A 26,395-nucleotide genomic window follows, 5' to 3' on the forward strand; every position below is an offset into this window, starting at 1 on the left:
ATAGCTGGTAGTCACCTGTCTCCTTCTCAACTAAGCAAATCCACTGTCTCAAGCAGCATGGTTGTACCAGAAGAGCTATTTTCCGAAGAAGAAGTAAACGAACTTACAGTTTACCCTAATCCTTTTAGAGACAGGGCAATTGTAACGTTCCGATTGGAACAAGCATGTGAGGCCTTGCTAGATGTTTATGACCTGCAAGGCCGACTTGTGCAAAGGCTGTTTACAGGACAAGTTGAGGCAGGCAAAACATATACTTTCGAATTCGATGGCAACAATGCAGCAAACGGTATGTATATAAGCCGCCTCTCATATAAGGGCAAAACAGTTTCTCAAAAGTTATTACTGATAAAGTAACATATACTATATAATCTAAAAGTAAGAAAGCAGCTTATAAAAGCTGCTTTCTTACTTTTAGATTAGCCAAATAACATTGACAAGCACCCGTTATAAGAAGAAGGGAAACCTGTTACATCAACATTAAGCTTTAAGGTACTACTATAAAAGTAGTGACAGGTTGTAGTTAGCGACAAAAAATCTGATAGCCATCAGGTGCCTGGCGAGTTTTTTGAGAAAGACAGCGCCTTTCTCACCAGCCTTGAACATCTCTGTCTGAGTGTGCAGAAGAACCTTTCGGCATGATTCGTATCTTTCTTCCTGCCTGAGGCTCTGTGCCTCTCTGCCGGTATTACCTGCTTAAGGCATCCCAATTATCGGTGAAGAAGGTTACCTGCTGCCTATAGTATTCAGGTACGCCTTCCCAAAGTCCCTTTGCGTCTGTCACTTAAGCGAAGAGCTACTGCTTATTGGCTTTGCAGCCCACACAGATCTCGCATTCATAGCACGTAAGAGGAGCTGTGCCTTGGAAATACCTTACACGTACAACTCTCCTCAGGTACTTTTCCCCGTACAGCTTATCCATGTAACATGGTAGGGGTGGCAGGCAGATAGTTTCAAGATCCTGCAGATCAGATGCCCTCCAGCGAAATCCGCTCCAGTTGAAGCAGCTCACTCAATGAGTCTTTTCTACTCTTGAGCCCAGACTCTAGTTCTGCCGCTCAAAGACAAGCTGCCGGAGCAGTCCTTGCACTTGCCTCTGGCTTTACCATAACAGGTTTTCCCGTTTTTAACCATATTCACACTGCCGCAGTAGTAGCAAGACCTGTTCATGTTGGTAAAAGTTGTTCGTACTCCTTCTACCGCTACTGCGGTCTTTTTAGTTACATCATTAACTTCTACAGGACTACCAGTTTTGATACTTCACAAATACCTAATTAAATGATCAGACAAAGTGATACTACGAGCTCATCATATTGCTACTTTTGAATACAATAATTCTTGTTATGCTATAATTCTATTTCAGAAATGTTAGCATTATTAAGATGTTGGTCCACCCCCTGCTTAATACGAATAGTCTTATCCTTAATATTTTGTAAAGCTCTCGTACGATTTACATTAACGCTGTCTCGCGCTTTCTCATGATGAAAGATATGAAACTGAATTGCACCAAAACGAATAAACTTCAAGGTCACACCCTTATTCAGCAACCTGATTGCAAGGTCCCAATCCTCATACCCCCACCCTACAAATGATTCATCATAACCATTTATATCAATAAGATCTTTTCGCCAGACAGCTAAGTTACATGATATAACATAGTTATAGCCTCTCTTGTAGTACCTAGACATAATCTTTTGCAAGAGTGGAATCCTTAATTGACGCCAGCTATTCTTTGAAAACTCAGGAACAAACTGAGTTATTTTACCTCTTTCAGCCAAAACTTTTTTACTGCGTTCAGGTGAAAGATAGAAACGATTTCCAGCATAAAAAGTACCCGGCTCAGCATTGAGAGCATGATCCTTTATAAAATCTTTGTGCAACAGAATGTCTCCATCAATCTGTACTATATATTCCCCCGATGCAACAGCTATCCCTCTGTTTCTAGCCATGGAAGCTTGAAAACCATTATCAGGATGCCACATATGTATCAATGGAACAGGACTGATTTTCTTCAAGCTGTCTATAACCTGCTTTGTTGATTCTGTAGAACCATCATCACAAATAATAATTTCTTTAGGCATTAAAGTCTGGTGAAAAGCACTGCGCACACTTGCCTCTAAAGCTTCAGGCCAATTATAAGTTGTGATAATAAGACTGCACGAAGGAATAGCTTTCATAAAAGGTTATAATTGTTGTAATGTTTTATTCATGTAAGATACTCTACGAAACGGAATAGCTTTATAGTTTCTACTAGTTCTAAAAATTTGGCTGTTTATCTATCAGCTTCTCAAAAGCTGTGTTGATAAACACTGCATTTACTGATGAACTATGAAATGGTGAGGCTAACTGACTACTAGTTAGAACCAATAGGTTCCTTAAAAGTTAATAAATGAGTGCTTTTTAAGTTAAATAGAAGTTTCTGCCTCATATATTAGTAATGTTCATTAAGATACTTCAGAACCTCGGCCTCAGTTTTTGCATGATATATCTCAGTTCCTGACAAAGCGGTAAATATCGAATGAAATTCATTGAAGTGGTGTTCTATACCACTTTTGGAAAGAATTATATTTTTGCCACCAAAATAACTAGCTAAAGCAGCAGTACCACCATGTACCGAAATAAAGCGATCACAATTAGCATATAACATTAACTGAAAATGATTAAAGCTGTTAACGCTCTTTTCATACTTACAGTACAAATCTTTCATTAAAATCACATCTGGGTGCTCCTGCCGGAGCCAAGCAATTTCATTTAAATCTAATATATCGCTGTTGTCAGAAACAATCTGACCTAAAGAGGGACGGTTATAGACTATTTGATATTTATCTCGATTATATCTGATGATCCTATCAAGTGTTTTAACATCAAAATAGTTAAGTGGTTGTTGATCCCATTCAATATTATATTTGTTTGCTATAACTAATATAGGCTTCTCAAAAACAAAAACATCATTTACATAATGCTCTTTTAAAGGTACTCTAGCCCATTTTTTGTAGCTAAAAGTAATACTGTGAGCCATGTTTGGAACCTCAAAGCTAGTATCATTATAATAGTCTGGCCACTCTCTCTTAATAAATCTTTCTTCATGGTTTTTACTAAAAAAATAGAGGTCTTTGGTACCAGTACACCCCACAGTTTTATATAAAGTACCATTCAAATGATGCCAATAAGCAAAAGGCAGAACGAATAGTAGCTCTTGCTGAAACTCACCATGATACTCTATAACTTTGTACTTCTTCTTTCTTATGTAATCTTTGTATGCATATTTTGTTTGTATTAACCTGCTATAATAGTTGTCTCTTATATAATACCTGTACTTCTTTCTGATTTTTGGATATTTGATAAGGGCAATAAGGTAGAAAATCTTTAATATGTAACTTCGCATGTTAGAAACATTGGCTAAAATCTAAAAAGTTGGTTAACTATGGCACACAGTAATAATAGGTTTTGTACTTTTTCTCATCTTTCGTTCATAGTTTAATAACGCATTACCTCTTCCAGCATACCCTTGAAGACAACTTGCATAGTGTGGCATTAAAGCACTTATTTAAACATTTAGCAAAGACTTATAAAAGGCAATAGTCTCAAGAGCTACAGCTTCCGGATCAAGATAGCTGATATCTGGATGTAATACTGATAAATCTTTAGATTCATTTATTATTTCTGCCATGCTTTTCTCCAGAATCTCAGCAGAAATTTGTCCATCATAGGTTTTAATCCAGCGAGAGCCAACTATCTGTTTCAACTCTGCCAGCGCCCATAAGTCAGGGGCTAAAGTAGGCTTTCCAAAGCTAAGGTTAAGAAAAGCTGACCCCGAGTTAAAAATTCTGTTATAAGGAGTAACTACAACATCGGCACAGTTAAAATACAGTTGTAGATCTTCGTCTTTCACAAAAGAGTCTACAAATATTATACCTTCAGAATTCTCTAAGTGCTCCTTAAGCTCTTTCTCAATGTCTTCATGCACATTGCCAGCTATAAGTAACAAGGTGTTGTCGCTTTTAAGCCCTTTAAAAGCCTTTATAAGTCCGGTTACATTTTTATAGGCCCTAATCTGACCTAAAAAAAGAAAAACGAACTTGTCTGCAGGTACCCCTAATTCTTCACGAGCTTTTTGCCTGCTAACCTCATTTAAATAATAATTTTTATAATGAGGATGGAACACATGTGCAAATTTTTGCCTGCCACTATTGTCGGTCTTCTTCTTTATCAAATCCAGCCCTGACTTGTTAAGACTAATAAATCCATCTACTTTTCTATACATAAAGTCATCCAGCTTTTTTTGAAGCACTGGAAACTTACTCTCATGGGCTTCCAGATTATGAACTGTCCAGACAACTTTTCTTCCAAAGAACTTCATCAGGTTAATAAAGAAGAAGAAAATGCTCAGTCGGAGCCTAGCTTTAGGTACACTATTGCCAATAAGAACATGAGTTGGCCAATGGATATGAAATATCTTGTACCTTACTGGAAGGCTATACTTTATGATGTTTCTTAAGGTAAATTCAAATTCAAAAACTTGATATTCTTGATCCTTAATATTACTATACAGGATATAGTTATATGGATTTCCTCCTTTTGTTGAAAATGCAGGCCAAGCCAGTATTCCAAATTTCTTCATTAATTATTGCCAAAATTTCAGGTAAACTCTTCTTGTTATTAAGCTTGTGAAGAGCACTTAACTACTCAAGATATAAATATTGGGTAGTTAGACTTAGTAGGTTAATGCAACTTGGTAACGAAGACTAAGCTTCTTTTACCATAGAACTATTTAGCAGTTTTGCCTTTCTTCATAAAAGAACCAATATCTAATATCTGCTTAAATTTTTTTCTGCTGGTTGGGAAGATAATCATAAGTCCAATGTACACCACTGCGCCCACAATGAAGCCACAAGCACAATATACCGCATAGTACATAGGAGACAAGTGCAGGCTTAATTGGCTCATGTAATAAGCATACACAGCCATTGCTACACCACTTATTAGCGAGAAAGTGGCAGGCAATGAGATTTCCTTTAAATACAAGGCAACAGAAACCGGAGTTTTATGGAGACTGTAGTAAAGCACCGGTAAAAAAAGCGTGTATACTACTACTGCCTGTGCTATAGCGACTCCTGATACTCCTCCAGTAAAAACTCCTATTGCAAAACCAGATACCATACAAATAGCATTCACTAACCCAATATTAAAGTATCGTTTTACGCTACCGGTAGTTATCAAAATAATGCCTGGTGTGCTGGCTACAGGTTGAATAAAAGCGGCTATTGCCAATAACTGGAAAAGATAACCTGCTTCTTTCCACTGTTCTCCTAGAACCATTATAATCAACTCCTCCGCAAATACACCAAGATACACAACAATAGGCATGGAGAAAAAGGCTAGTATAAACAGATACCTGCTATAGAAGTTTCTGAACTTTGCTCCATCGTTCTGCAGGGAGCTTAGCGCAGGAATAGCCACAGAATTTAAGGGGTTCCGTAGCTGAGTTATAGGTAACATCAGAAGCTGGTAAGCTTTAGAATATAAACCAAGAGCTACTGTACTTACAAACTTTCCTATAAAAACATTATCCATGTTTCTGGAGAAGTGGTTTACAACATCGAAGCCTGTTACGCCTGCGCCGAATTTTAAGAAAGAACCTACATTTGCTTTTTTAAAGGCTAAATCGGGCCTCCAGTCACACAGTAACCATAAGGCACCTGTTTGCAACACCGAAAAAATCAATCCTTGTATTACCAGCGCCCAATATCCGAAGCCTAACCAAGCCAGTATAATACCAGCTATTACATTCGTTCCTACGGCTGTTAACTGAATTAAAGCTAAGCTCTTGAACCGCATCTGTCTTTTCATTAAAGCATTATGCTGTAATGAAAGGCCCATAATAAATATGTTAAGGGCAAAAACGAGTGTAATTAGCAGCAGCCTATCTTCTTCATAAAAGTAAACGATACCAGGTGCGAGTAGCGCTACAAATAAAGCTATACCTAAGCTTATGAGTACATTAACCCAAAAGACAGAGCTTACTTCACTTTGTGTTAGCTTTTCTTTCTGAATAACAGCTGAAGACAAACCTAAGTCTTTAAAGAGGGTGATGAACCCCGTAATACTAGCTACCATAGCAATCAATCCATAATCTTCCGGCACCAGCAAACGGGCCATAATAGTGGATTGCGCAATATTCATAACAAACGAAAAAATCTGGGCAGCCATAGTACTAACCCCCCCTCTTACTGAGCGAGCTTTTAAATCACCCTGCAGGTGATTTGTCTGAAACCATTTTTCCTCTTTAACTTCTTCGCTAACAGCTTCTAAACTCATGATATTTGTGTTGTTCTAAACCTTGTCGTTATAAAACGGCTAAGATTTTATAGTTGCGCAACATGGAAAGCCGGAACTATTTAAGTTGCAATGTTGTCGTGCCCGTAATTAAGATAAAACTTCTTCTTTCTGTAGTACTCTATCCTTTTTGAAGAAAGCACGGATATCATCTTCTTTCATATCTTCCCAAGAGCGCACAGAGTGAATAATTTTCTTTCCTCTTTCTTTTAAAACCTTTGGCGAAGCTGGTAAGCCTTTCCAGGTAATGCCACACGGTAGGTCTCCATTTTGCAGATCTGCCAGATCCATACCTATGTACTTTGTCATTAAGCTAAAGATATGGTCTTCTTCGAACTTAACAGTTTTCAGGTTGGGCTGTGGCAACAGGCCTAACTCGTTTAACTTTATCAGGCAACGCTCACTCATGAAATAAGCGCCTCCCTGTATGTTTTCCCCAATTTCGTAACCATTCCAAAGGGCCTGGAGAAACAACTTTCGTAAAGTCATGTTGGCGATAGGACGGCGAATGAGCTTCCAGCTGCAGGTAAACTTAATGAGCTGTTGCCGATGCCAGAAATTATCGGTAACGTTTCCGAAGGTATCGACATAGTAGCGGCCAGACTGGTAGCGGCCAGCCATACCTACATCTGGGTTTTCCCTAAAAAGCTTCAGTGCTGCTGCCTCCGGGTCTTTCCCTGTAATCAAGGCGTCATCGTCTATTTTGAACAAGGCATCGAAGTTGTAGTTCTCTACAGCATACTTGTACGCTAGCGCCAGGTTAATATAAAGTGCAGCTCCTTTGCCCAGGTTTTTGCGTCTCTCCTGAACGTTAATGTCAGGAAACTTCTTTTTGATTTCCTGTCCGATGCCTTTCTGAGAATCATCAGCAATAATGATCTTATAGTTGCAGGAAGTATAGTGTATAAAGCTATTTAAGGTATCTTCTATAAAAGCTGGATTAGCGCTTGGCCCTATTGGCATTACAACAACTAAATCGTATCTCTCTTTCATGTCATTTATTATGTGATGTTTGCAACGGTATCCTTTTCTGAAATGGCTTCCATAAACAGGTTAACCACATTTCCCCAGCTGAAGCTACCTGCAAACTTTAATCTTTCCTGCTGCATGGCTGGGCTATCTTCGGCAAGCGCTTTTTCGATTTGCTGCACGAACTCGTCTTTGTTATCCGCTAAGTAAGTATGCTCGCTAAAAAGCTCGTTCATGGTGTTCGTGGCTGTCGCTACTACAGGCTTCCCTATCGCCAGATACTCCACTACTTTTAAGGGGAAATTGCTTCTGGTTATATCGTTAACTATCTGCGGGTTGATGCATACATCAAAGTGCTCTAAATAAGCAGGAACTTCGTTGGTGTGCTTTTTACCCAGGAAGTGTACATTGCTCATCCCGTGAAGTTCGCTGTTCTTGAAGCCTTCATCTTCCCATCCTATAAAAACAAAACTCCATTGGGGGCGCGCCTTTGCCATCTCAATCAGGAGCTCCAGGTTTAGCCTAAGCTTTAGCAAAGCACCCACATAGCCAATTCTAGGCCCTGGTATATTTTTCAAATCATCGGGCTCCGGATGGGCTGTGTCGTTGTTGTAGCGCTCCATATCGAACCCATTGCCAATGTAGAAGCTCTTGGGGTTGTACTGCTTTGCCCGGTTTGTGAAATCGTAGGAGTTGCATACTACAGCATCTGACTTCTGCATAAGCTTTGGCTCCAGCGTTACCCCGTGCTTTCTCCAATAGTCTACGCCAAGCGTGTAGTCTCTGTCCAGGTAAATGTATTTCTCCGGCTTTAGAATCTCTTTCAGATAATAGCTTCGGAACATATCCTTGTCATTAACAAGTATAAACTTCCCGAAGCCCAAACGGGTTAAAGCGGCCTTTATATCATTGGCAAAGCGAATGTTATTGATCCAGTTAACAGTAGAGAAAAGCCCGGTAAACGGAATCCAGTTGATCGATTCTATGACACTGCCAGGGTTTAGCACCCACAGGTTATCATGCACCTGCTCCAGAGGGTCTTCCTTAGACTTTATTGCCTGTATATGCGCCCTGGTATACTCATCAGTGTCAGCAGCATAGATGGTTTTTCTATCAATAGGAGAATTTACATATAACACCTTATGCTCTTTTGCAAGCTCCTTTGCCAGACTGGTAGAGGTTGACTCCCGGTCTGTGTTAATACGCTGCAGGCTGACAAATACAAAATTCATAAGATACTTATCTGTGATTAAAGGTGTTAAAGGGTATAGAGAAACAAACAGCCTTTTATGTTGATAGGCTGTTTACAAGAGGCTGTTAAGACAGGTACATATCGTAGTTATACTTTACCTGTCTGTAAATATCCCGGGCATAGGTAACCAAAGGATTTTTGCTCTGCCGCCAGCTCTTATACTGCCAGGTGCTTGGCTCATTAGAAGAATTCTTCTGAACAAACAAGCCTTGAAAGTCGTTATAGAACAAGCCCTTTCCTCTGTGCTTTATAAAGGATACACACATGGCGTACTCTGTTTTGTCTACTTTCTCACCTTCTACATAGCGGCCGAACTTCGTTAAGAAAGAGCTCCTTCTCAGGTGAGGATGATCGCTGTAGTAATAGACTTTTTTATAGTTGGTAAACCATGGCTTTACAACCATTCTGGAAAATCCTTTCTTGTATGGCTCCAGGTACGGATAGGCGCGGTAAGCATAAAACCTAACTATATCAAGGTCATTCTCTTCCCTCATAAAGCCTACAGCATCTGGTAAATGCGCTGCAAATTGCGGTGTGGGCACAAAGTCTTCCTGCACATACAGGGTATAAGGCGTTTTAACGGCATCCTGCCCTTTGTTAATGTTGTTCCCCAAACCTTTATTTACAGGCGTGGTTATAAGCTGGAAGCCGTAAGTTGTTTTCAGCTCCTCCAGGGCCTGCTGGTGTTCTGCGGCACTTCCATCGTCAGAAACAACAATGGCCTCAAAAGAGCAATTCTGTTCCTTAAACGTTTTCAGCAAACGCTCAAGCGACTTACTTCTGTTATAGTGGGTTACTAACAGTGTAACATCTTTGAAGTGATAATTTGTATTACCTGTTTCCACAAATTCTAAAGTTTAAATTCTGTATAGTTATCAATAAGAAAAACATAGAAGCTTAATTATAGAGTACTGAGCAAAAAAGTTAACTAGTTGCAGAGCATATCTCAAACACTATCAACTTCTACAACAACTGTACGGGCAGTAGAAGTAACAACGTTTCATCAAGCCTTTACCGGAGTATCGTGGTTATCATCAAAGCTTTTTATCCCTGCATACTTTAACAGGTTACGTGAGTGCTTCTTTACACGCTTCATAAATGCTTGGCTAGGCCCCCCATCAATTATTAACCTTCTGTCGCTTGTCCATACTCTGGCATCAGGAGAGGTTACTCTTTGTATGCGCCCAACCTGCATGAGCATCATGGCCATCCATCCATCCTGCCACCTTTGCCGCTTAGTGTTAAACCCTCCAACTTTTAGCCCGTCGGCTTTTCTAAAGGCAAAGTTAAAACCTAACACATTGGTAAACCCGCGTGTCTTGCTTCTGAATTTGAACATGCTTTCAGCAATAAGTTCATGGCAGGCTAACCCAAACCTGCTAGACTCCTTGCTTGGAATAAAAGAATGATTCCCATGCACACAACTCACAGCAGGGTCTTGTAATGCATTCACATACACATCTACCCAACCTACAGGGTAAATGCTATCTGCATCAGCATTCAGAATATATTTACCCCGGGCATTTTCAAGTCCGGTCTGCCGTGTGAAACTAATGCCTTGCCTTGGCTCAAAAATTGACCTCACGCCACATGCATTAAGCAAATCCTGTGTTCTGTCCGTAGAATTATTATTAACCACCAAAATTTCTGTCCTATATGTCGTTCTAATTTCTGACAAAGATGACAGTGTCTGAAGTAGATTCTTCTCTTCGTTATAAGCAGGAATAACGATAGAAACTTCAGGATCTTCTTCTACATTAAATTTAGTTAGCCTGCTTTTAATCTGCTCCAACACATCTCCTGGCACACTATCTAAGTTATGAACCTGAAATAGATGTTGTTGTACCCACTCAGGCAAAGTGAATCTATTCATACTTACTTAAGCTAACTATTAAATACAGACTATATATAAAAAAGGTTATAACAATAACATAAGATTTAAATAAAAAAACAACTCAGTAGGTTCTCTCCCACTGCTTCGTTTCAAAATTGTAACTTCTTATGAGTTTTGCAGGATTACCTGCTACGATGGAGTAAGGAGGAACATCTTTCGTTACTACACTCCCCCCTGCTACTATAGCGTGTTTCCCTATTTTTACGCCTGCTGTAATAACAGCATTGGCACCAATCCAGCAGTTGTCTTCCACTACTATTTCGGCGGTAGAGCAAGGTTGATCCTTTATAGGCACATTAACATCTTCGTAACCATGGTTAAGACCCGATAGTACGACGTGCTGTGCTATAATAACATTGTCACCAATTGTAATTGGCCCGATCACCACATCAAAAAGGCCAACAAAAGTATTATGGCCAATATGTACGTGGCCCATTCCGTTATTTATAACGGCATAATCTTCTACTACAGAATTATTGCCTACGTAAAAAGAATTAAAAGGAAGCACATCCAGACGAGCATTTTTGCGAAAAACAGCCTTTTGTCCCTTTTTGTGGTAAAAAGGATTCATGAAGTTTCGTACCCACCAGCGTGGCCTTGCTTGGTTTTTTGGCATGAGCATGTAAAGAGCTAATGCCTTAAGTTTAGAGTCTGTTTTTATTTTCTGTATTAGGCTCAAATTCTTTAATATTAAGTTGAGAATTTAGTTATTACACCACCAGGCATTAATAACTGCTCATACTATACTGCAATACACCTCAGGAAGAAGATAGTACTGTCCTGTCTGCTTTTTCCCATGCTGCTGGCTGTGCATCACGTATAAAACGTGAAAAGCCAGCAAAAACAGCCACGTTCATCATAGTAAAATATAGAGGAATCAATAAAGGTTTTACTTTATAGTCTCTTAATTCGGCCTGCCAACCGAGCCATGCAGCCAGATAGAACACTACTTGTAGCCCAAATATAACACTGTAAACCCCGCCGTTAGTATAAGCCAAGGCTAAGTTAAGGGGAAGCATTAATGCCAATAGTAATGGTGTTAAGCTCCAGCGCAGTACCCGATGAGATACATACAAAAAGGTAACAACAGGATGCTTGAACGGGTTAAGCAAAGACTTTAACCGAACCATAGATTGCCAGCCACCTGCACAAATTCGTACTTTACGTTTCATTTCCTCAACTATAGAAGCAGACGGTGCCTCCATGGCAAAAGCTTTAGGTTCGTAAACTACCTTATATCCTTCTTCAACAATTCTTAGAGACTGTATAAAGTCATCTAGGATGGTATCCTTCTCTAGAGGTTTAAACAAATCTGACTTAAAAGAAACCAACTCACCGGCAGCTCCCATTAAACTATGAATCTTGGAATCGCAACGTTTCAAGAAAGACTCATACTTCCAGTACAAGCCTTCTCCTGAACCGGAAGCTGAAGAAACTGACTCCATCACCTTCTTTTCTCCTGAAACAGCACCTACTTTGGGGTTTTGGTAATGCTTAACCATTTCCCGCACAGCTTCTTTATTTAAGTAAGAGTTACAGTCTGTGAATATAACATAAGGTGTTTTAACATGCTCCATTGCTCTGTTTTCTGCCAGAGACTTCCCCCCTCTTACAGATGAGTGCAAGTGCATAACATTGGGGTAAGCAGCCAAAACTTCAGCAGAGTTATCCGTTGAACCATCCGTGATAAACATGATCTGAAGCTTATCAGCAGGGTAGTCTAAAGCGAGGCTATTTTGTACTTTGCTTTCCAGAATATCTGCTTCATTATAGGCAGGAACAACTAAAGTAACGTTTGGCTCAAATATTTTTAATGTGTTTGGCTTTCTGATTAATGACAAGCACTTTGCCCATACCCAGGCCACTATACCATATCCTAAATATGTATAAAAAACAACTGCAAAGGCAAACCAGAAACTGATTTCAAGTACGCTCATGTTAAAGTAGAGTAATTAATATTGGTTTAAATATCCTTCTTGCTAGCTTTTAAGCCACTGATCACACCAATAGCAAGGCAAACTAAACCTGGTATAGCAATTATTTCAAAAGGCATAACTTTACTTTTTTAATTATTAACTTGTGTAGAAACTTCTTTTGCTTTATGCGGTGTCGGTAGAAACGAAGCTTTGGTTTTGTTCACTCTAAGCAACGCAAGGCACATACAGAAAACGGCATAAGGTATCCTCACTATCGCTTCCCACAGTCTTTTATCCTGATAGAATTTACCTGGCAAAGCGACAAATAAGCTGGCACTTAGCATGACCAGTAAAGCTGCCCAAAAACTAACAGGCGGCCCAAAAGGAACAACTATAGACAATAAGAAGAATAAGCCTAAAGTACCTATCAGCAACATACGTGGAACCAGAAACGCTTGTACTACTTTATTAAAGAACTCAAGGTTGCCTTTAAAGAGCTGGACAACCCCTTCACCAGCGTATTTCTTCAGAAACTCCAGTTGGGAGGCAATCCATCGTGTTCTTTGCTGCGTGAAAACCTGTGCATTTTCGATTTTTTCGTCATATACATACACATCGTTCAGATAGCAGATTTTCACTTGGTCTTTAGCTATTCTAAAATCAAGCTCTTTATCTTCTCCAACAGTTTCACCTATTCCAGATAACAACTTCTTGAAATATGTATAGTCAAAAGCCATTCCTGAGCCGATTAAGGCAGAAGATAACCCAACTGCAAAATGCCCTTTTCGATAGATATGATTGTTAATTTCTTCATTACACGCATCCAGAAAAGCAAAAGATGTTTCCATATTTTTTGCCGTCCTATGTGCCTGCACTACTTTATAACCTGAATCAAAGGCATTATTAACCTCTTCCAGAAAGTTTTTCCCCATGATGTTATCCACATCCAGCACCACGGCAATATCATACTCACTCGAAGGCAGAATATCTAAGGCTGTTAAAAGCGCTTTTCCCTTTGTACTTCTTTCAAAGTTAACTTCTATTACCCCAGCACCTTGTTGCTGAAGTGTAGTTATTGTTTCAGGTTCTAAGCCATCGGCTATTACACATATATCGAACTCTCCGCTATAAACATGCTGCAAAGCTGCTTTGCTAGACTCGAGTACTACCTCATTTTCTTTATAAGCAGGAATTAAAACACATATTTTCCTTTTGACCTTTGCCACTTGCTGCAGAGTAACGCTTTTTTTGTGGCCAGCTAAAGAAAAGAATAAGAGATAGCAACAGTTTAACAATAAGTAAATTCCTATAGAATAGAGAAGGATATTAAGTAGTAATTCAACAATGACCATACCTTTTGTTAGTTGTAAATTATTTTCATGTAAGACTTCAGTACGTTGTGAGCTGGTACTTTATCTTAAAACCAGATCTTCCTGGTTAGTACTTGAATTAAGATTTTGTGCTGAAAGGTGCTTATTTTGATGAATATTACTGCTTGTCAGGTTCCACCACAAGCCACGAACTAAGGCTTTAAGATGTTTCCACTCAGACTTCAGACTAAAAGTTAATGCTTTTTTAGGCACTGCCGCCATCAAGAAAACCAGAGAACTAGTCCAAAGCGCTACACCTTTCATGTTTCTCCTGATAAACAAGAGACGATTACGGTTCATGTAATATGTTTTAAGAACAGATGCCTTTCCCACTGAAATTGACTCTTTATGATAAATCGTAGAACCGGCTACATAATGGCAGGTAAACCCGGCTCTCTTGATCATCTCACACCAATCCAGCTCTTCATAATAAAGAAAGTACATCTCCGGCATTAGCCCTACTTGCTTTACTATTCTCATAGGCACCATCATGGCAGCACCATCTGCTAACTCTGTTCTTAGTGACTGATCATGCTGTCCCTTATCTTTTTCTAAACTACCTATGGTTATACTTCGTCCTGTCCAGGAGTTTATTCCTTTAGAACCTGCATATTGAATTAAATTATCTGTTCCAAAGTAGATTATTTTTGGAGAAGCCACACCCGCTTTAGGGTTATTCTCAAATAAATCAACAAGCGGTTCCAGAAAACCGGGATCTACTTCAGTATCGTTATTCAGAAAAAGCAGGTAATCTCCTTTGGCATGCTCAACCCCTAAATTATTACCACCAGCATATCCTAAATTATTGAAAGACCTTATTAGCTTTACCTCCGGGTAAGACTCCTCAATAATACCAGGGTCATCTGTAGGAGAGGCATTATCTACTACAATAATCTCAACATTAGGATAGGTTACCTTTTGCATAGACGCAATCATTTCGCAGGTAACGCTAGCCTGGTTATAGTTAACAGAAATGACAGATACTAATGGTCTATTCATAAGTTGCAGATAATTTACTTTGTTTGTTGCTGTCTAACTTTGGCCCCAGGAACACAAACGCCCAGGAAATGTAGACGATCATAGAAGAGGGCATATTATTGATAACTTCATTTCCGTAACTACAGAAGAAGATACCAGCCGCCCCAGCGGTTAAAGCAGTAAGCTTAAACTTAAGGTCTTTATCCTTTACATTCCACACAATGCCACAGCATTTGCCTAGGATATACATCATCATTCCGAACCATATAATAAGCCCTATAATACCGTAGCTTGCCCAAATTTTAACCCAGTAGCTATCAGGAGGAATAGTAGCAAGGTAAGTTTTATGGTGAGAGGATTTGGCTGCAAAACCAATTGATCCGACACCGGCTCCCATAGGATATGACTTAAGATAGTCTGCAATTTTTTCCTGATTTCTGAAACGTGTATTTAAAGAAGCATCTTCAGGATTTAGAGCCGTTCTCATTCTTCTTATCTGGTAATTCCCGTGCCCGATATAAGTATATTTAAGAAAGACAAAACCAGCCAAAGCAATTATTAACCCTAAAATGATAATCTTAACATTCTTATTTATAACCAGTACAACAAATATGCCCACAGCTAAAGTAAACAAAGCACCTCTTGTACCTGATATAAACATTCCATAAAGGAATAAAAGTGATGCCGCAGCACAGGCAACTTTTTTCCATTTCTTGTATGGCCCCAAGGCTAAAACGCCTGCTATTATACATAAATGAGCCATAGATGCCCCAAATTGTCCAGCATCAGAGTAAAAAGAGAATACTCTAAGCTTACCAAAAATCATGTGCGTAGGAGATGTAACCAAAAATGCTTTCTCTACAGGGAAAAGGCCTATCTTCAACTGCTTTATGCCATAAAATGCGGCAAGTACAGAGATACCTATAATGATGAGAAGAAATATGTTTAAATCTTTCTTCTCATTAAATATCACCATAGAAAGAGGTACAACTAACAACCAGAGAAATGGATATCTTGCGTCTCCTATCCAGGCTAAAACACTTCCACCCCCTACTGGATTGAAAAACTCCAGCACAGTTAAAACGAACCAGGCTACGCCTATAAAAGTTAAGTCATTTTTAATGATTGACCAGTCATACTGTTTGGAGTTGTGCAGCAGAGCTGCTAGCCAAGTAAGTAGTAATATAGCTTCAAAACCTACACTAAAAGGGATATACCCTATTCCCCTCATTAAAGCAAACAGTAGGAAAGAGTAAATAATAAAAGATATAAGCCCTACTTTAGGATTATTGAAAACGGTGATAGCATAAGGAATAAACAAGGCTATAACTACCATAACGGCAGGTAAAGCTACACCTATCCAAGAGGTTAACCAGCCAACAAAGACGGCGGTAATAATCCCCAAAGGTAACAATAGACCTTTTGTATTAGACTTTTGGTAAAATGTTGTTTGACTCATATTAGCCTGGCTATATTTAGTTCCAGAAAATATTTATCTGGTTTTCTTAGTTATGATTTTACTCCTATAGAGTATAGAACACTTAATCTACTGTCGGTTATATAGCAATATTTTGTTTTGGCACCTCACGATTACGCCTCACAAAAAATATTATCATAAAGAACAGAAATGCAAATCCCACTAAAACTGTGACACATTTTGTAAGTAGGCTCACCCCTTCTACTCGGGCCGGAAGCAGAATCCAGAATTGATTTTTTCGGGTTTCATTGTAATCTGCTCTGACAGCAGAGTCTACCTCAGGCATTTGCGCCAATAGCTGTTTCCGATTTTTGTTTGTACTCCATCTGAGAAGCCAGGACAACCCTTTGCTTCCCACATAAGTATCTTCCCGCTGATAAACAGGGTGGCTTAACGCTTCATCTAAAGAAATAAAAGAGTATCCGCGCTTTTTAAACAGCAAAAGCAGCTTATTAATGTTATCAGCGTTTAAATCATTTAAATGGCACAGGTAAATTTGAGGAATTGGAGCACCTACAACTTTTTCTGCCAAGTCTTCATAATAGTCTAACCTTTTAGATGTAAATTCTATGTACTTATCGGTTATGACATTCATCTTTGCAGTATCATTCTGCAGTTTTGCTTTTAAATAAATCAGGTTAAAGACAAAATCAGAGCTCTCTACAGTTGCAAGCGCCATTATATATTTCTTTTCAGTGAGCAAGTGCTCCAGTCTCTCTTTTGCTTCTTCTGTCGCTCCCGTTGTCAGGAAAGGAGGCCTGAAATATTTAATCTCTTGGTGCTTTTCAGAAAGAACTTTATTTGTAAGCACCCCTCCTTTGATTATCTCCTCCTTAAACTTATTAAAATTGGTAGAGTTATAGTCTTTATGAGTATAAGTATGATTTCCAAGTTCAAACCCCTGATTCACCCATAGCCTTAAGATATCAGTTCTTTCGTCTGCCTCTCCATATACATCCACCATCGATTCATTAACAAAACCAATGGCTGGCACTTCTTGCTTTTTCAGCGAACTCAACAGCTTCTTGTTTAACTCTACAGTATGTTTCAGCGAAACTCTTGGTAAAGCTGCAGGTAGGTCATCAAATGTAATAGCGATTTGTTTCTGTGAATAAGAAGAATAATTAAACGCAAAAAGAAACAGGGCAATTAGGAATAAGACATAACACCCGAACTTGCTACATTTAACTTGATACATAAACTATTAATTCGCTATTTTTAATGTAGCCTACACTCCTGAGGCACAGCACAATTTTGATGTTGTACTATTATTATTCCGTTCTTATGTGGCCGATACACATCCTCTCATGGAGAGGATGTGTTACCTATAACCTTTTAAGGCCCACAAAATTATCTAAAGCTTAAATACTTTTTCACTATGAATTCAGTACTGCAGCCTCCCCTTCCCAATGGTTTTGATCCACTGGTTCAGGAGTCAGCACCTTAGTGTTGTCTCTTTCAGCAACATTGTCACCTTTTTGTTTGTTGCTTCCAGCTCCGATAAACTCTTCTACATCCTCAGGGGCTGCACCATTAAGCACAACTTCTATAGATGAATCTGTTAAACCTTTGATGCTTGCAAAAACATTTCTATCAGCCTGCTGCCATTTCCTGTTAGCCTTCACAGTAAGTATAGTAAGATCTAGGTCTTTCAGTAGTGACACAGGATATGCATTATCAAGTACAGCTGGAAATTCAACTAACACAATAGAATAGTTAAGCATATTCTTCCCTGATAATTCGGCAACAGAAACATTAGGCGTTACACCACTTAAAGGTGAATATAAAGTTGCATTTGGAGTTACCTCTAACGCATCCAAGTGATTGTTCTCTGGATAAAGCACTAAAGTATCAATCCCAAAGCTTTGCAAATGAGTAGCCAATACGTTACTAACCGTACTTTTCCCTTCTCCTGCATGGCTACTTAGAACACCAACTAAAAATGGACCTTTAATACTTTCCTTTTGGTGATATCTCAGTAGCAATTGTTTGGCTAGTTGTTCTTCAGCTCTATCAGCAAGCCTGCTATACTTTCCTTTTCTAGTACCTAAAAGAACGCCTATAACAGGGAAGTTAGTAATCTTAGAGACAAAAGCAGGAGTTTTAAGTGAAGTATCTAGTAAGTCAGCTGCTACAATACCAGTTGTAGTCATAAAGAATGCTCCTACAGCACCAAATAACACCAGAATCGGAATCATCAAATCAGTAGAAGAGCTACTCGGCAAGTTTGGCTGGTCTATCACTTTAAGCTGTGAAGCAAGTTCTATATTTTGCTGTGTAAGCATGCTTTGCTTTAAGCCCTGCATCTGAAACATGTATTCCTGTTCAGCTACTTCAATTTCACGTCGGATCTTACGAACTTCAGCACCTAAAGGCACTAACTTATCATATTCCCCGGCAAACGCCTCCTGCTGCTTGTGCATTAAGTTTAGCTGGCTTTTAATTTGTTCTACCAAAATAGAATTTCTTACCCACTCATCCAGCAAACCGTCAGTAGACGCACCTGACGTAGTGTGAGTATCAGCATAATACTTATTTATCGTCTCCTTAAGTTGATCGGTCAGGTTCTTTTCCTGCTGTCTAAGCCTTGCCAACTTAGAAGAGGCACTAGCATCAGAACCATTTTTAGCCACAGACTCTGCTTCAGCTATATCTGAAGTAACCTTTGCTAATTGATTTCTAATTCTGCCTATTTCCTGGTTATGCATGTTAGCCACGCCTCGCTTCTTCAGACTCTCCTCTACAGTTTTTAGGTTAGCAAACGCTCCCGCATACTCCATTTCAAGGTTATAGGCTCTATCGGCAAGAGCAGCCTTTTCAGCAGATGTTGTGGCTATCTGTCCTTCGTAGTCTACAATATGATTGGCTTTATTAAAATCAAGCAGCTTTTGTTCTGCCTCCTTGAGCCTTTCATAAGCGTTCTGTTTAGCCGAATCAAAGAAGCTAATCACAGATTCGGTCTGACCTGCAAAGAGATCCTTATGTTTTCTGGTAAACACAACCAAAAGAAACTCTAAGGTGTGCTGACTAACAGCAGGGTCATTAGAAGTATATTCTAATTCTACCATTTCGCTAGCACCTACACGACTAGTCTGAACGTTAGAGAGTGCATTGTAAGAATATACAGGGTCATTAGAATTCAGTAGCTTATGTATCTCGTTTTTATTACTGGATTTAAAATAAGCTTCAATATTCGCTGCTGTTTTCTCTACTGTGCCAGCTACCAACTTCTTCCTTAAAGCTGCAGGAAGCAATTCCTTTAACCGGTCATAGTTTTCCTTATCTAAAATCTTGGGATCACTTTTAGGTAACATCAGATGAGTAGCAAGCAAGTTAAAGATTACCTCTTCCTTGGTATCCCTCGCTTCTATCAAGCTATTAAAGTTCCCAAAAGCATTTTCAGCACCGATCCGGAAGCCTTCATTGTTATCACCTGCAATTCTATATCCTGATGCTATTCCTGTGAATATGGTAGTTTTAGAGGTATACTTGTCTTGCTGTAAACTTGTGAAGAAGTATACAGACACCGCTGTTACTACAGGAATCAGTATAAGTAACCAACGGTTACGAAGCATTAGTCTTTTAAATTCTTTAAGTGTCATTTGCTGTTCATTAAAGTGTTTATTGTCATTCCTATTGTTTCTTCCAGCATAAGCAAAGCCGTTTCATATTGATTGGACGCCTGTACCTGTGCTAGCTTTGCGTTGTTGTACACATCTTGTACTGCCATTTGTTCTTCGACCCGAATATTCCCCTCTCTAAACTGTTTATCAACCAACTGGCTGTTTACATAAGCTGTCTGTAGTGCATCCTGAAAATGATCTAAAGAAACCTTAGCTAATACAAGCTCCTGATACAAGACAATAACATTCTGACGTATTACCCTCTCTCCTTGTTTCCTTTGAGCTTCTGATTGCTGTACCATTAATTCCTGATTCTGCACTCTAAGGCGACGTCCACCTGTTAGCTGCTCTAGGTTATAGTTAATTCCTATTCCTAACGCATATTGAGAACGGGCATCCAAGTTGAAAGGTGAAAAATTATTTAACTGGCTTTCATCAAACCAATTATTCATGGAGCCATACCCATAAGAAGCACTTAGGCGAATAGACCTTAATGGTTCTTTTTTGGCTAGCTTAAGTTGGTTTTTTGATGCTTTTCTTGTTGTTTCTAGAATCTCTATATCAGGAGAATTCATGATTGCAGCATCAACTAAAAGAGGAATAGCAAAGTCAGGAGAACTGAAAAACTTTGCCTGCCACTCCTCTCTCTGTTGAGTGGGGTTAGTTTGCCCAAACACCAACAGCACATGCATAGATAAAATAAGGGTTATTAGATGTTTCTTCATTAGACATTTTCTTTTTGAAATAAGGCTGGGATAGTTTTTAGTAAGATTTGTACATCCTTTTTTAAGGAATAATTGGCAGCATACTCTATATCTAGCGCTTTGCGCTCTTCTTCAGACATGTCTCCTTTTCCCCGTTTACTGACCTGCCAAAGGCCTGTAATACCTGCTGGCGCAATAAACCGGGCAGCAAACTGATCCGTCGTAATTTTTTCTGCTTCATATAGCGGCAGAGGCCTATTACCTATAATTGACATATCGCCGCGCAACACATTATAAAGCTGCGGCAATTCATCAATACTGGTGTTTCGGATAAACATACCTATGCGCGTTATACGCGGGTCGTTTGCTATTTTAATGAATGCAGATTCGCCTTCTGCTTTCTTCGCTTGCAGGTACTGCTTTTCACAGATAGTTTTACCTTTCGCATCAATGAGCTTGTTCTGGCATTCTATGCCAGCCTCTACACACGCAGTACAGGCAACAGTATCCATAGACGGCGCCCCCACTAAGCCTTTAAGAGAAGCAGCTGCCGCTTGCTGGTACTGGTTCATCCCTTTCATATTGGCAAGCAACTTGTCCGCATCTTGCCGCATAGAACGAAACTTCCAGAATTTAAATATCTTGTATCCTGTACCTACCCGGTAGGAATAGTAAAATATAGGTCCTTTAGATTCTAACTTTACCAACAAGGCAATAACAAGAAATAATGGTGATAAACAAATTAAGGCTCCTAAAGAAACAACTATGTCAAAAACACGCTTGCCTAAAGGCAGCTTATAAGAGTAAAGTTTTCTATCATTCTGCACTGTATTTATCTCACCTGCACCTGAAAGGTAATATAAGCGAGTAAGCATTTTCTTCTTATCTCTTTTCTTGTAAAAAATATCTGAAACACCTGCTTCCATACAAAGCTGCTGAAGCGATGGTGGCACAAACGCATTTGCCAACCAGAATATCGGGGTTTTTATACCCAAATCTTTTTTAAGTGTCCTAACCAGGTTCAACCCTAAAGGCGAGGACGGGTTTGCTGAGTTGAAAATAGCGTCATACTGCTTTCCTTCCGCCAGCCATGACAGAAATTGAGTTGGATTGCCAAAATGCTGTACGTCCAACTCATTCTCAAACTCCTGCTTGAAATTAGCTGCTTCCTGTGCATCCGGTGTGAGGTAGACTACTTTCTTTCTCATAGTATTAGTAATTGGTGCTAAATTTTTATCCTTTTCAGCATATTTTTGATTCTTATATCCAGTTCCTCCGGATTGAAGGGCTTCACCATATAATCATCTGCTCCTTGCTTCAGGCACATAATCTTATTGCTAGTCTCATCTTTGCCAGACAACATTACCAGAGGAATATCTTTGTAAAGTGTACTGGCACGCAACTGCTTAATAAACTCTAACCCGTCCATAAAAGGCATTTCCAAATCAGCCACAATACCATCTGCCAAATGCCCCTCTTCTAACCATGACATGGCAGCCTGCCCATTTGGCTTTACCACCACATCGTATTCTTTGGAAAAGTAGTATTCAAGTATCAGCCCTATAGACGGCTCGTCATCAACAATAAGGAGTGTTTTTTTCATAAATTAAATCAATAAACTCTTAATATGACTTTTACTTATTAATTAAGCGCGACCTTTTTAAATGCCTTTGTTTTATATGACAATATTTTAACCGCAAAATAATATTACATATATCCATTAGGTCAAAACCATGCCAAATCCATATCAATAATTGAATTTTACCATATAAGTGCTATAATACTTAGCTAAAGCACTTTTTCATTTGGTTAGAAACCCATACTCCTTCTTTGCAACACTTGCAATATGTTCAAAATGACACACATTGTTCCATTCTGACACACTATCTTATTGCTAAAACCTCCGTTTTTGGGATACCGCTAAGATAAATATTACCTTTTTCATGTTCTTAAAATAATATGGCATCAAAAAACTAAATTGAAACCTCTTATACTGGAACACTGCCTATAGGGTTTTATTTATTAAAGTATATATACTAATTATTTGATTTACTTCAACAATAACTGTTGGAAGAGAAGAGATTAGAAAAAGGCTCAAATATTATTTCTTGTTTTAGCGGTATTGTAGGGCAGTAAAAACAAGTTTATAATCGGCAGCTGTTAATAAAGCTAGCACATTTGCGGAAGCAACCATAAGCCTTACCCCAATTAACTTCTAAAAGAAGCCATGTCACATGCCCCTTCAATTTAATGGCCTTACGGTTAGGTTCAGCGCCTACAATATAATAATGAGTTAAAGTTTAAGCTGTTTAGAAAAGGCTGCAACAACTTTGTCCGTCACTTTTCTCGCGGTATCAAGTTGGATCTTTATACTGTTTACACTACCTTTCCCACGAGCTAGAGCCTCTATATCTCGCATAGCATCTGCCGCTTCTGCTATTTTTATGTTACCGTAAGTAGATTTTAACCTATGAGAAGTATAAGCAGCAGCCTCCCAATCTTCCTTTTGGATTGCTTCTGAAAGTTCATCTAACTGTGCCGGCACTGTATCAATAAATAGTTGCTGCATTTTACGAATAAACAAGGCATCTTCAGCCATGTTTCCCAGCTCAGAAAAGTCATACAAGGCAGCTTCTTTCTTTACAGGTTCAAGCCTATCTACTAGGTAGGCACCTGGATCTCGCCCAGTGTTTCTGGCAATAGTAAAGTATAACTTCGACTCATGGTATGGTTTAAACAAGCAGTCTGTAAAGCCAAAACTTACGTAATTATCAACTTTCTCTTGCTGAACATTTGCTGTAAAAGCCACTATAGGCGTATCCTTATTAAGACTTGATTCATTTCTTATGCGAGCAGTAGCCTCTATTCCGTTCATCCTGGGCATTTGGATATCCATCAGAATCAAATCATAAATTTTACTGCTGGCTTTTGAGACTGCTTCCTCGCCATTATAAGCTATATCAAACATTACTCCCCAGGACTGTAGCTGTGAGGTTGCTAGTAATTGATTTACAGGGTTATCCTCTGCCAGAAGTATGGTAAGCCCACTCAACTGATCCAGTACAACCAGTTGTTCCTTTTCTTGTACAGCAGCGATATGTTTGCTTACGGGAAAAGTAAGGCTGAAATAAACATGGTTGCCGCTTACATGCTCTGTTTTGCTACCCAGCCATATTTTACCGCCCTGTAGTTCAACCAAACTTTTACATACAGTAAATTCAAAGCTTGCACTGCTATTAAGCCCGGTAGCTTTGCCAGCTTCATTCCTGTTGATATCAAAAGCTTTTCTAAGCCTGTCAGCACCAATGCCAGAGTCATTTACACCAAACTCGATATAGGCTGTCTTATTTGAGGCTTTTACATCATGTATGGTAACTGTTATTTCACCTTTCTTGGTAAACTTTATAGCATTATTAATAAGTATCACCAGAATCTGGCTCATTCGAAAAGGGTCACCTTCCACCACAGGAACGGTGTCTGAAGGCTCCACAAAATGCAGCAGAAGATCCCGCTCTTTTGCTTTTAAAGCTAGTGCTCTGACAACAGAACGAACAGTAAAAGTTACATCAAAAGGAATTGATGCCAGTTCTATTTTACCAGATTCAATGTTAGCAAAGTCAAGTATGTAGTTTGGAAGCACCAACAGGTTATCTGCAATAGACATGATAACATTGAGATACTCTTCCTGCTCTTTCCCCAGATAATTCTTTTTCATGAGCCTGGCCACACCCAATATTGCATTAACAGGCCCGCGAATCTCATGGCTCATGTTCGAAAGAAACAATTCTTTGGCTTTGGCAGAGCTGTCTGCCTTTTGAAGTGCTCTTTTCCATTCTGTGATGTCCGAGGAAGTAGAAAGAAGGTAGCGGCTACCATCTGGCTGAGTAAAAGCTTTTTTAATAGTATGAAACCATACCTTTACACCGTTCTCTAGCTTATACAATTCCTCTAGGGTTATGGTATTCTTCTGTTCAAGAACTTCGAGATCCCTTTCATAAGAATAGTCAAAATCACCTGTTCCTTTCTCCAACAACGTCGCCACGTTCAGGCCATGAACTTGCGCAAAGGCTTCGTTGGCAAGAACAAACCTCCCTTGCTCATTCTTTACGTAAATAGGGTTGGGGTTTTCTTCTATAACCTGCCTGATAAATTCCATTTTGCGACTTAAGATTGCTGGTTGTCCTTCTTATTATTCAACATCTTTCAGATTTATAGCTAATTTTAGACACCCTATTATTCTTCATGTATAACTATGAAAGCTCTTTAGCTATAATTAACTTTAACAACTGCAGTAAAAATCAGCAGTTACACCTTTAGTATTTTCAAAAAACGATGTTAATAATCTTACCCGTGCTAAACAGAGCAGCTTATTGCTGATTGTAAAGTTGCTTTTATGAACTTCAAGCATTACAAGCACGCAATTTGGCTATACTTCCCCTGCTGATCTGCTGCCCTTTCATGCCTCTTCCTTAAGAAAAACTTCTTTCCTGCGAATCATCCTGTAGATAGTAGATCTCCCTACTTTAAGCTTTTCAGCGACCCGCACCACGTTATAGTCGTAGCGCTCGAGGTAACGCTGCACTGTATCAGCAATATGCTCATCCAGTGTCTTTTCCTCTTCCATATCAGCTATACCAATAGCTGCCCCAGCTTTGGGCTGAAGTTCTTCCAACTGTATATCTTCTACGCCAATCACATCTCCTTCAGAAAGAACAGCTGCCAACTCTACCACAGCTTTCAGCTCTCTGACATTCCCTGGATAAGCATGACGCAGGAGCCGTTTTTGCGCTTCTCCGGAAAGACTCTTGCTCGGCATTCCGTTTTCGGCACAAAAAACCTGTAGTATCCGCTGAGCGATCAGCAGGACATCATGCCCCCTCTCCCTAAGGGGCGGCAGATGCACCTGTATTCCCAACAGCCGATAATAAAAGTCTTCTCTAAACGTTCCGCGCCTCACCTCATCTAACAAGTTTCGGTGAGTAGCCGTCAGAATACGGACATCAACTGAAACAGTACCTGTTGACCCCACCCGCGTTACCTCCCGCTCCTGCAATACCCGAAGGAGCTTAGATTGCAGACCTACTTCCATCTCTCCAATCTCGTCGAGGAACAGTGTGCCTCCATTCGCTTCTTCGAATTTACCGATACGCAATGCCGCTGCACCTGTAAAAGCTCCTTTTTCGTGCCCGAACAACTCACTTTCCAGCAGTTCACTAGGAATGGCCGAGACGTTTACGGCAACAAAAGGCCCTTTAGCCCGGGATGAATGCTGATGAATAGCCCGGGCAACTAGTTCTTTTCCCGTTCCTGTCTCACCGGTTATAGTTACATTAATGTTGCTTTTAGCAGCTTTCTCCACTAAGCTAAACACCCGACGCATTGGCTCTGAAGTACCAATCAACTCTCGCCCAAGCGACTCCCGCTGTGCCACTTCTCTCCGTAGCTCCTCTAGCTCACGGCGTAATGTAATATCTTGCTTAACCTTCTCTACAATGCTCCACAGCCGCTCTTTTGTCTCACCATTTTTAGAGATATAGTCATAGGCACCTTGCTTCATCAGGGCCACCGCTTTGGTAATATCCTCCTGCCCCGACACTACTAATGTGTAGGTATTGGGGCTCTCTTGCAACACACGGCCAAGAATATCTTCTCCCTTATATCCAGGCAAATGATAATCCAGCGTCACTACATCAGGGCGTTCGGGTAGGGCTTTTAAAAAATTGTCTACAGAATTAAAGACCTTTACCTCATGGTCAGGGTTCAGTGAAAGGTGATAAGAAAGGAACTGCGAATACCAGAGATCATCTTCCAGCACGAATATCCTTGTACAGGGCTTGTTGTCTTGTGTATCAGGCATAGATCAAAAGGGTGTTTCTTTG

The 26,395-nt window shown here is 39.6% G+C and carries 22 protein-coding genes; 2 read left to right on the top strand and 20 right to left on the bottom strand.

The features are described from left to right. The coding region (locus tag LN995_RS20540; RefSeq protein ID WP_229962970.1) for a T9SS type A sorting domain-containing protein at positions 1 to 354 on the top strand (354 nt) is incomplete at its 5' end. 989 nt (positions 355 to 1,343) lie between these two features. Here LN995_RS20540 and LN995_RS20545 read toward each other — a convergent pair. The 3 genes from LN995_RS20545 to LN995_RS20555 all read right to left on the bottom strand — a co-directional run bounded on the left by LN995_RS20545 (position 1,344) and on the right by LN995_RS20555 (position 4,261). After that, the gene (locus tag LN995_RS20545; RefSeq protein WP_229962971.1) at positions 1,344 to 2,174 is read right to left on the bottom strand and encodes a glycosyltransferase family 2 protein; all 831 of its coding nucleotides are present in this window, start codon (positions 2,172 to 2,174) and stop codon (positions 1,344 to 1,346) included. Between the two features lie 254 nt (positions 2,175 to 2,428). Next, the gene (locus tag LN995_RS20550; protein ID WP_229962972.1) at positions 2,429 to 3,382 is read right to left on the bottom strand and encodes a hypothetical protein; all 954 of its coding nucleotides are present in this window, start codon (positions 3,380 to 3,382) and stop codon (positions 2,429 to 2,431) included. A gap of 162 nt (positions 3,383 to 3,544) precedes the next feature. After that, entirely contained in the window at positions 3,545 to 4,261 is a 717-nt protein-coding gene (locus tag LN995_RS20555) for a glycosyltransferase (protein ID WP_229962973.1), read from the bottom strand. A gap of 57 nt (positions 4,262 to 4,318) precedes the next feature. Between LN995_RS20555 and LN995_RS20560 the strand changes: the two genes are divergently transcribed. Beyond that, positions 4,319 to 4,495 (top strand): hypothetical protein, encoded by a 177-nt coding sequence (locus LN995_RS20560; RefSeq protein WP_229962974.1) that lies wholly within the window; start codon positions 4,319 to 4,321, stop codon positions 4,493 to 4,495. A gap of 269 nt (positions 4,496 to 4,764) precedes the next feature. On the opposite strand, the gene LN995_RS20565 is transcribed toward LN995_RS20560, so the two are convergent. The 17 genes from LN995_RS20565 to LN995_RS20645 form a co-directional block, all read right to left on the bottom strand. Beyond that, positions 4,765 to 6,315: a lipopolysaccharide biosynthesis protein gene (locus tag LN995_RS20565; protein WP_229962975.1), complete on the bottom strand. Its 1,551-nt coding sequence runs from the start codon at positions 6,313 to 6,315 to the stop codon at positions 4,765 to 4,767. 108 nt (positions 6,316 to 6,423) lie between these two features. Then, complete coding sequence (locus LN995_RS20570; protein WP_229962976.1) at positions 6,424 to 7,326, bottom strand: glycosyltransferase; 903 nt, start codon at positions 7,324 to 7,326, stop codon at positions 6,424 to 6,426. Between the two features lie 8 nt (positions 7,327 to 7,334). After that, on the bottom strand, positions 7,335 to 8,534 hold the full coding sequence (locus LN995_RS20575; protein WP_229962977.1) for a glycosyltransferase: 1,200 nt from the start codon (positions 8,532 to 8,534) through the stop codon (positions 7,335 to 7,337). 85 nt (positions 8,535 to 8,619) lie between these two features. Then, positions 8,620 to 9,399 carry a glycosyltransferase gene (locus tag LN995_RS20580; protein ID WP_229962978.1) on the bottom strand — a complete coding sequence of 260 codons (780 nt, stop codon included), beginning with the start codon at positions 9,397 to 9,399 and terminating at the stop codon, positions 8,620 to 8,622. 158 nt (positions 9,400 to 9,557) lie between these two features. After that, positions 9,558 to 10,427 carry a glycosyltransferase family 2 protein gene (locus LN995_RS20585; protein ID WP_229962979.1) on the bottom strand — a complete coding sequence of 290 codons (870 nt, stop codon included), beginning with the start codon at positions 10,425 to 10,427 and terminating at the stop codon, positions 9,558 to 9,560. Positions 10,428 to 10,509: 82 nt separating this feature from the next. Further along, positions 10,510 to 11,070, bottom strand: a complete 561-nt coding sequence (locus tag LN995_RS20590) for an acyltransferase (protein ID WP_377469703.1) — start codon at positions 11,068 to 11,070, stop codon at positions 10,510 to 10,512. 136 nt (positions 11,071 to 11,206) lie between these two features. Beyond that, positions 11,207 to 12,385 (bottom strand): glycosyltransferase family 2 protein, encoded by a 1,179-nt coding sequence (locus LN995_RS20595; protein WP_229962981.1) that lies wholly within the window; start codon positions 12,383 to 12,385, stop codon positions 11,207 to 11,209. A 128-nt stretch (positions 12,386 to 12,513) separates the two neighbouring features. Then, the gene (locus LN995_RS20600; protein ID WP_229962982.1) at positions 12,514 to 13,590 is read right to left on the bottom strand and encodes a glycosyltransferase; all 1,077 of its coding nucleotides are present in this window, start codon (positions 13,588 to 13,590) and stop codon (positions 12,514 to 12,516) included. Positions 13,591 to 13,776: 186 nt separating this feature from the next. Beyond that, positions 13,777 to 14,733: a glycosyltransferase family 2 protein gene (locus LN995_RS20605; RefSeq protein WP_229962983.1), complete on the bottom strand. Its 957-nt coding sequence runs from the start codon at positions 14,731 to 14,733 to the stop codon at positions 13,777 to 13,779. Beyond that, positions 14,726 to 16,171 (bottom strand): O-antigen ligase family protein, encoded by a 1,446-nt coding sequence (locus LN995_RS20610; RefSeq protein ID WP_229962984.1) that lies wholly within the window; start codon positions 16,169 to 16,171, stop codon positions 14,726 to 14,728. Before LN995_RS20610 ends, LN995_RS20605 begins: the two co-directional genes overlap by 8 nt. Before the next feature lie 97 nt (positions 16,172 to 16,268). Further along, on the bottom strand, positions 16,269 to 17,387 hold the full coding sequence (locus LN995_RS20615) for a polysaccharide deacetylase family protein (protein ID WP_229962985.1): 1,119 nt from the start codon (positions 17,385 to 17,387) through the stop codon (positions 16,269 to 16,271). A gap of 178 nt (positions 17,388 to 17,565) precedes the next feature. Next, entirely contained in the window at positions 17,566 to 19,791 is a 2,226-nt protein-coding gene (locus LN995_RS20620; protein ID WP_229962986.1) for a GumC family protein, read from the bottom strand. Further along, complete coding sequence (locus tag LN995_RS20625; protein WP_229962987.1) at positions 19,788 to 20,537, bottom strand: TolC family protein; 750 nt, start codon at positions 20,535 to 20,537, stop codon at positions 19,788 to 19,790. The genes LN995_RS20620 and LN995_RS20625 overlap by 4 nt, the downstream gene beginning before the upstream one ends. Next, complete coding sequence (locus LN995_RS20630) at positions 20,537 to 21,724, bottom strand: sugar transferase (RefSeq protein WP_317206985.1); 1,188 nt, start codon at positions 21,722 to 21,724, stop codon at positions 20,537 to 20,539. The genes LN995_RS20625 and LN995_RS20630 overlap by 1 nt, the downstream gene beginning before the upstream one ends. A gap of 17 nt (positions 21,725 to 21,741) precedes the next feature. Next, the gene (locus LN995_RS20635; RefSeq protein ID WP_229962988.1) at positions 21,742 to 22,119 is read right to left on the bottom strand and encodes a response regulator transcription factor; all 378 of its coding nucleotides are present in this window, start codon (positions 22,117 to 22,119) and stop codon (positions 21,742 to 21,744) included. A 690-nt stretch (positions 22,120 to 22,809) separates the two neighbouring features. Continuing rightward, positions 22,810 to 24,672 (bottom strand): response regulator, encoded by a 1,863-nt coding sequence (locus LN995_RS20640; RefSeq protein ID WP_229962989.1) that lies wholly within the window; start codon positions 24,670 to 24,672, stop codon positions 22,810 to 22,812. Between the two features lie 300 nt (positions 24,673 to 24,972). Then, on the bottom strand, positions 24,973 to 26,373 hold the full coding sequence (locus LN995_RS20645) for a sigma-54-dependent transcriptional regulator (protein ID WP_229962990.1): 1,401 nt from the start codon (positions 26,371 to 26,373) through the stop codon (positions 24,973 to 24,975). Between the last annotated feature and the right edge of the window lie 22 nt (positions 26,374 to 26,395).

This window comes from Pontibacter silvestris (assembly GCF_020907275.1).
Lineage (GTDB): Bacteria > Bacteroidota > Bacteroidia > Cytophagales > Hymenobacteraceae > Pontibacter > Pontibacter silvestris.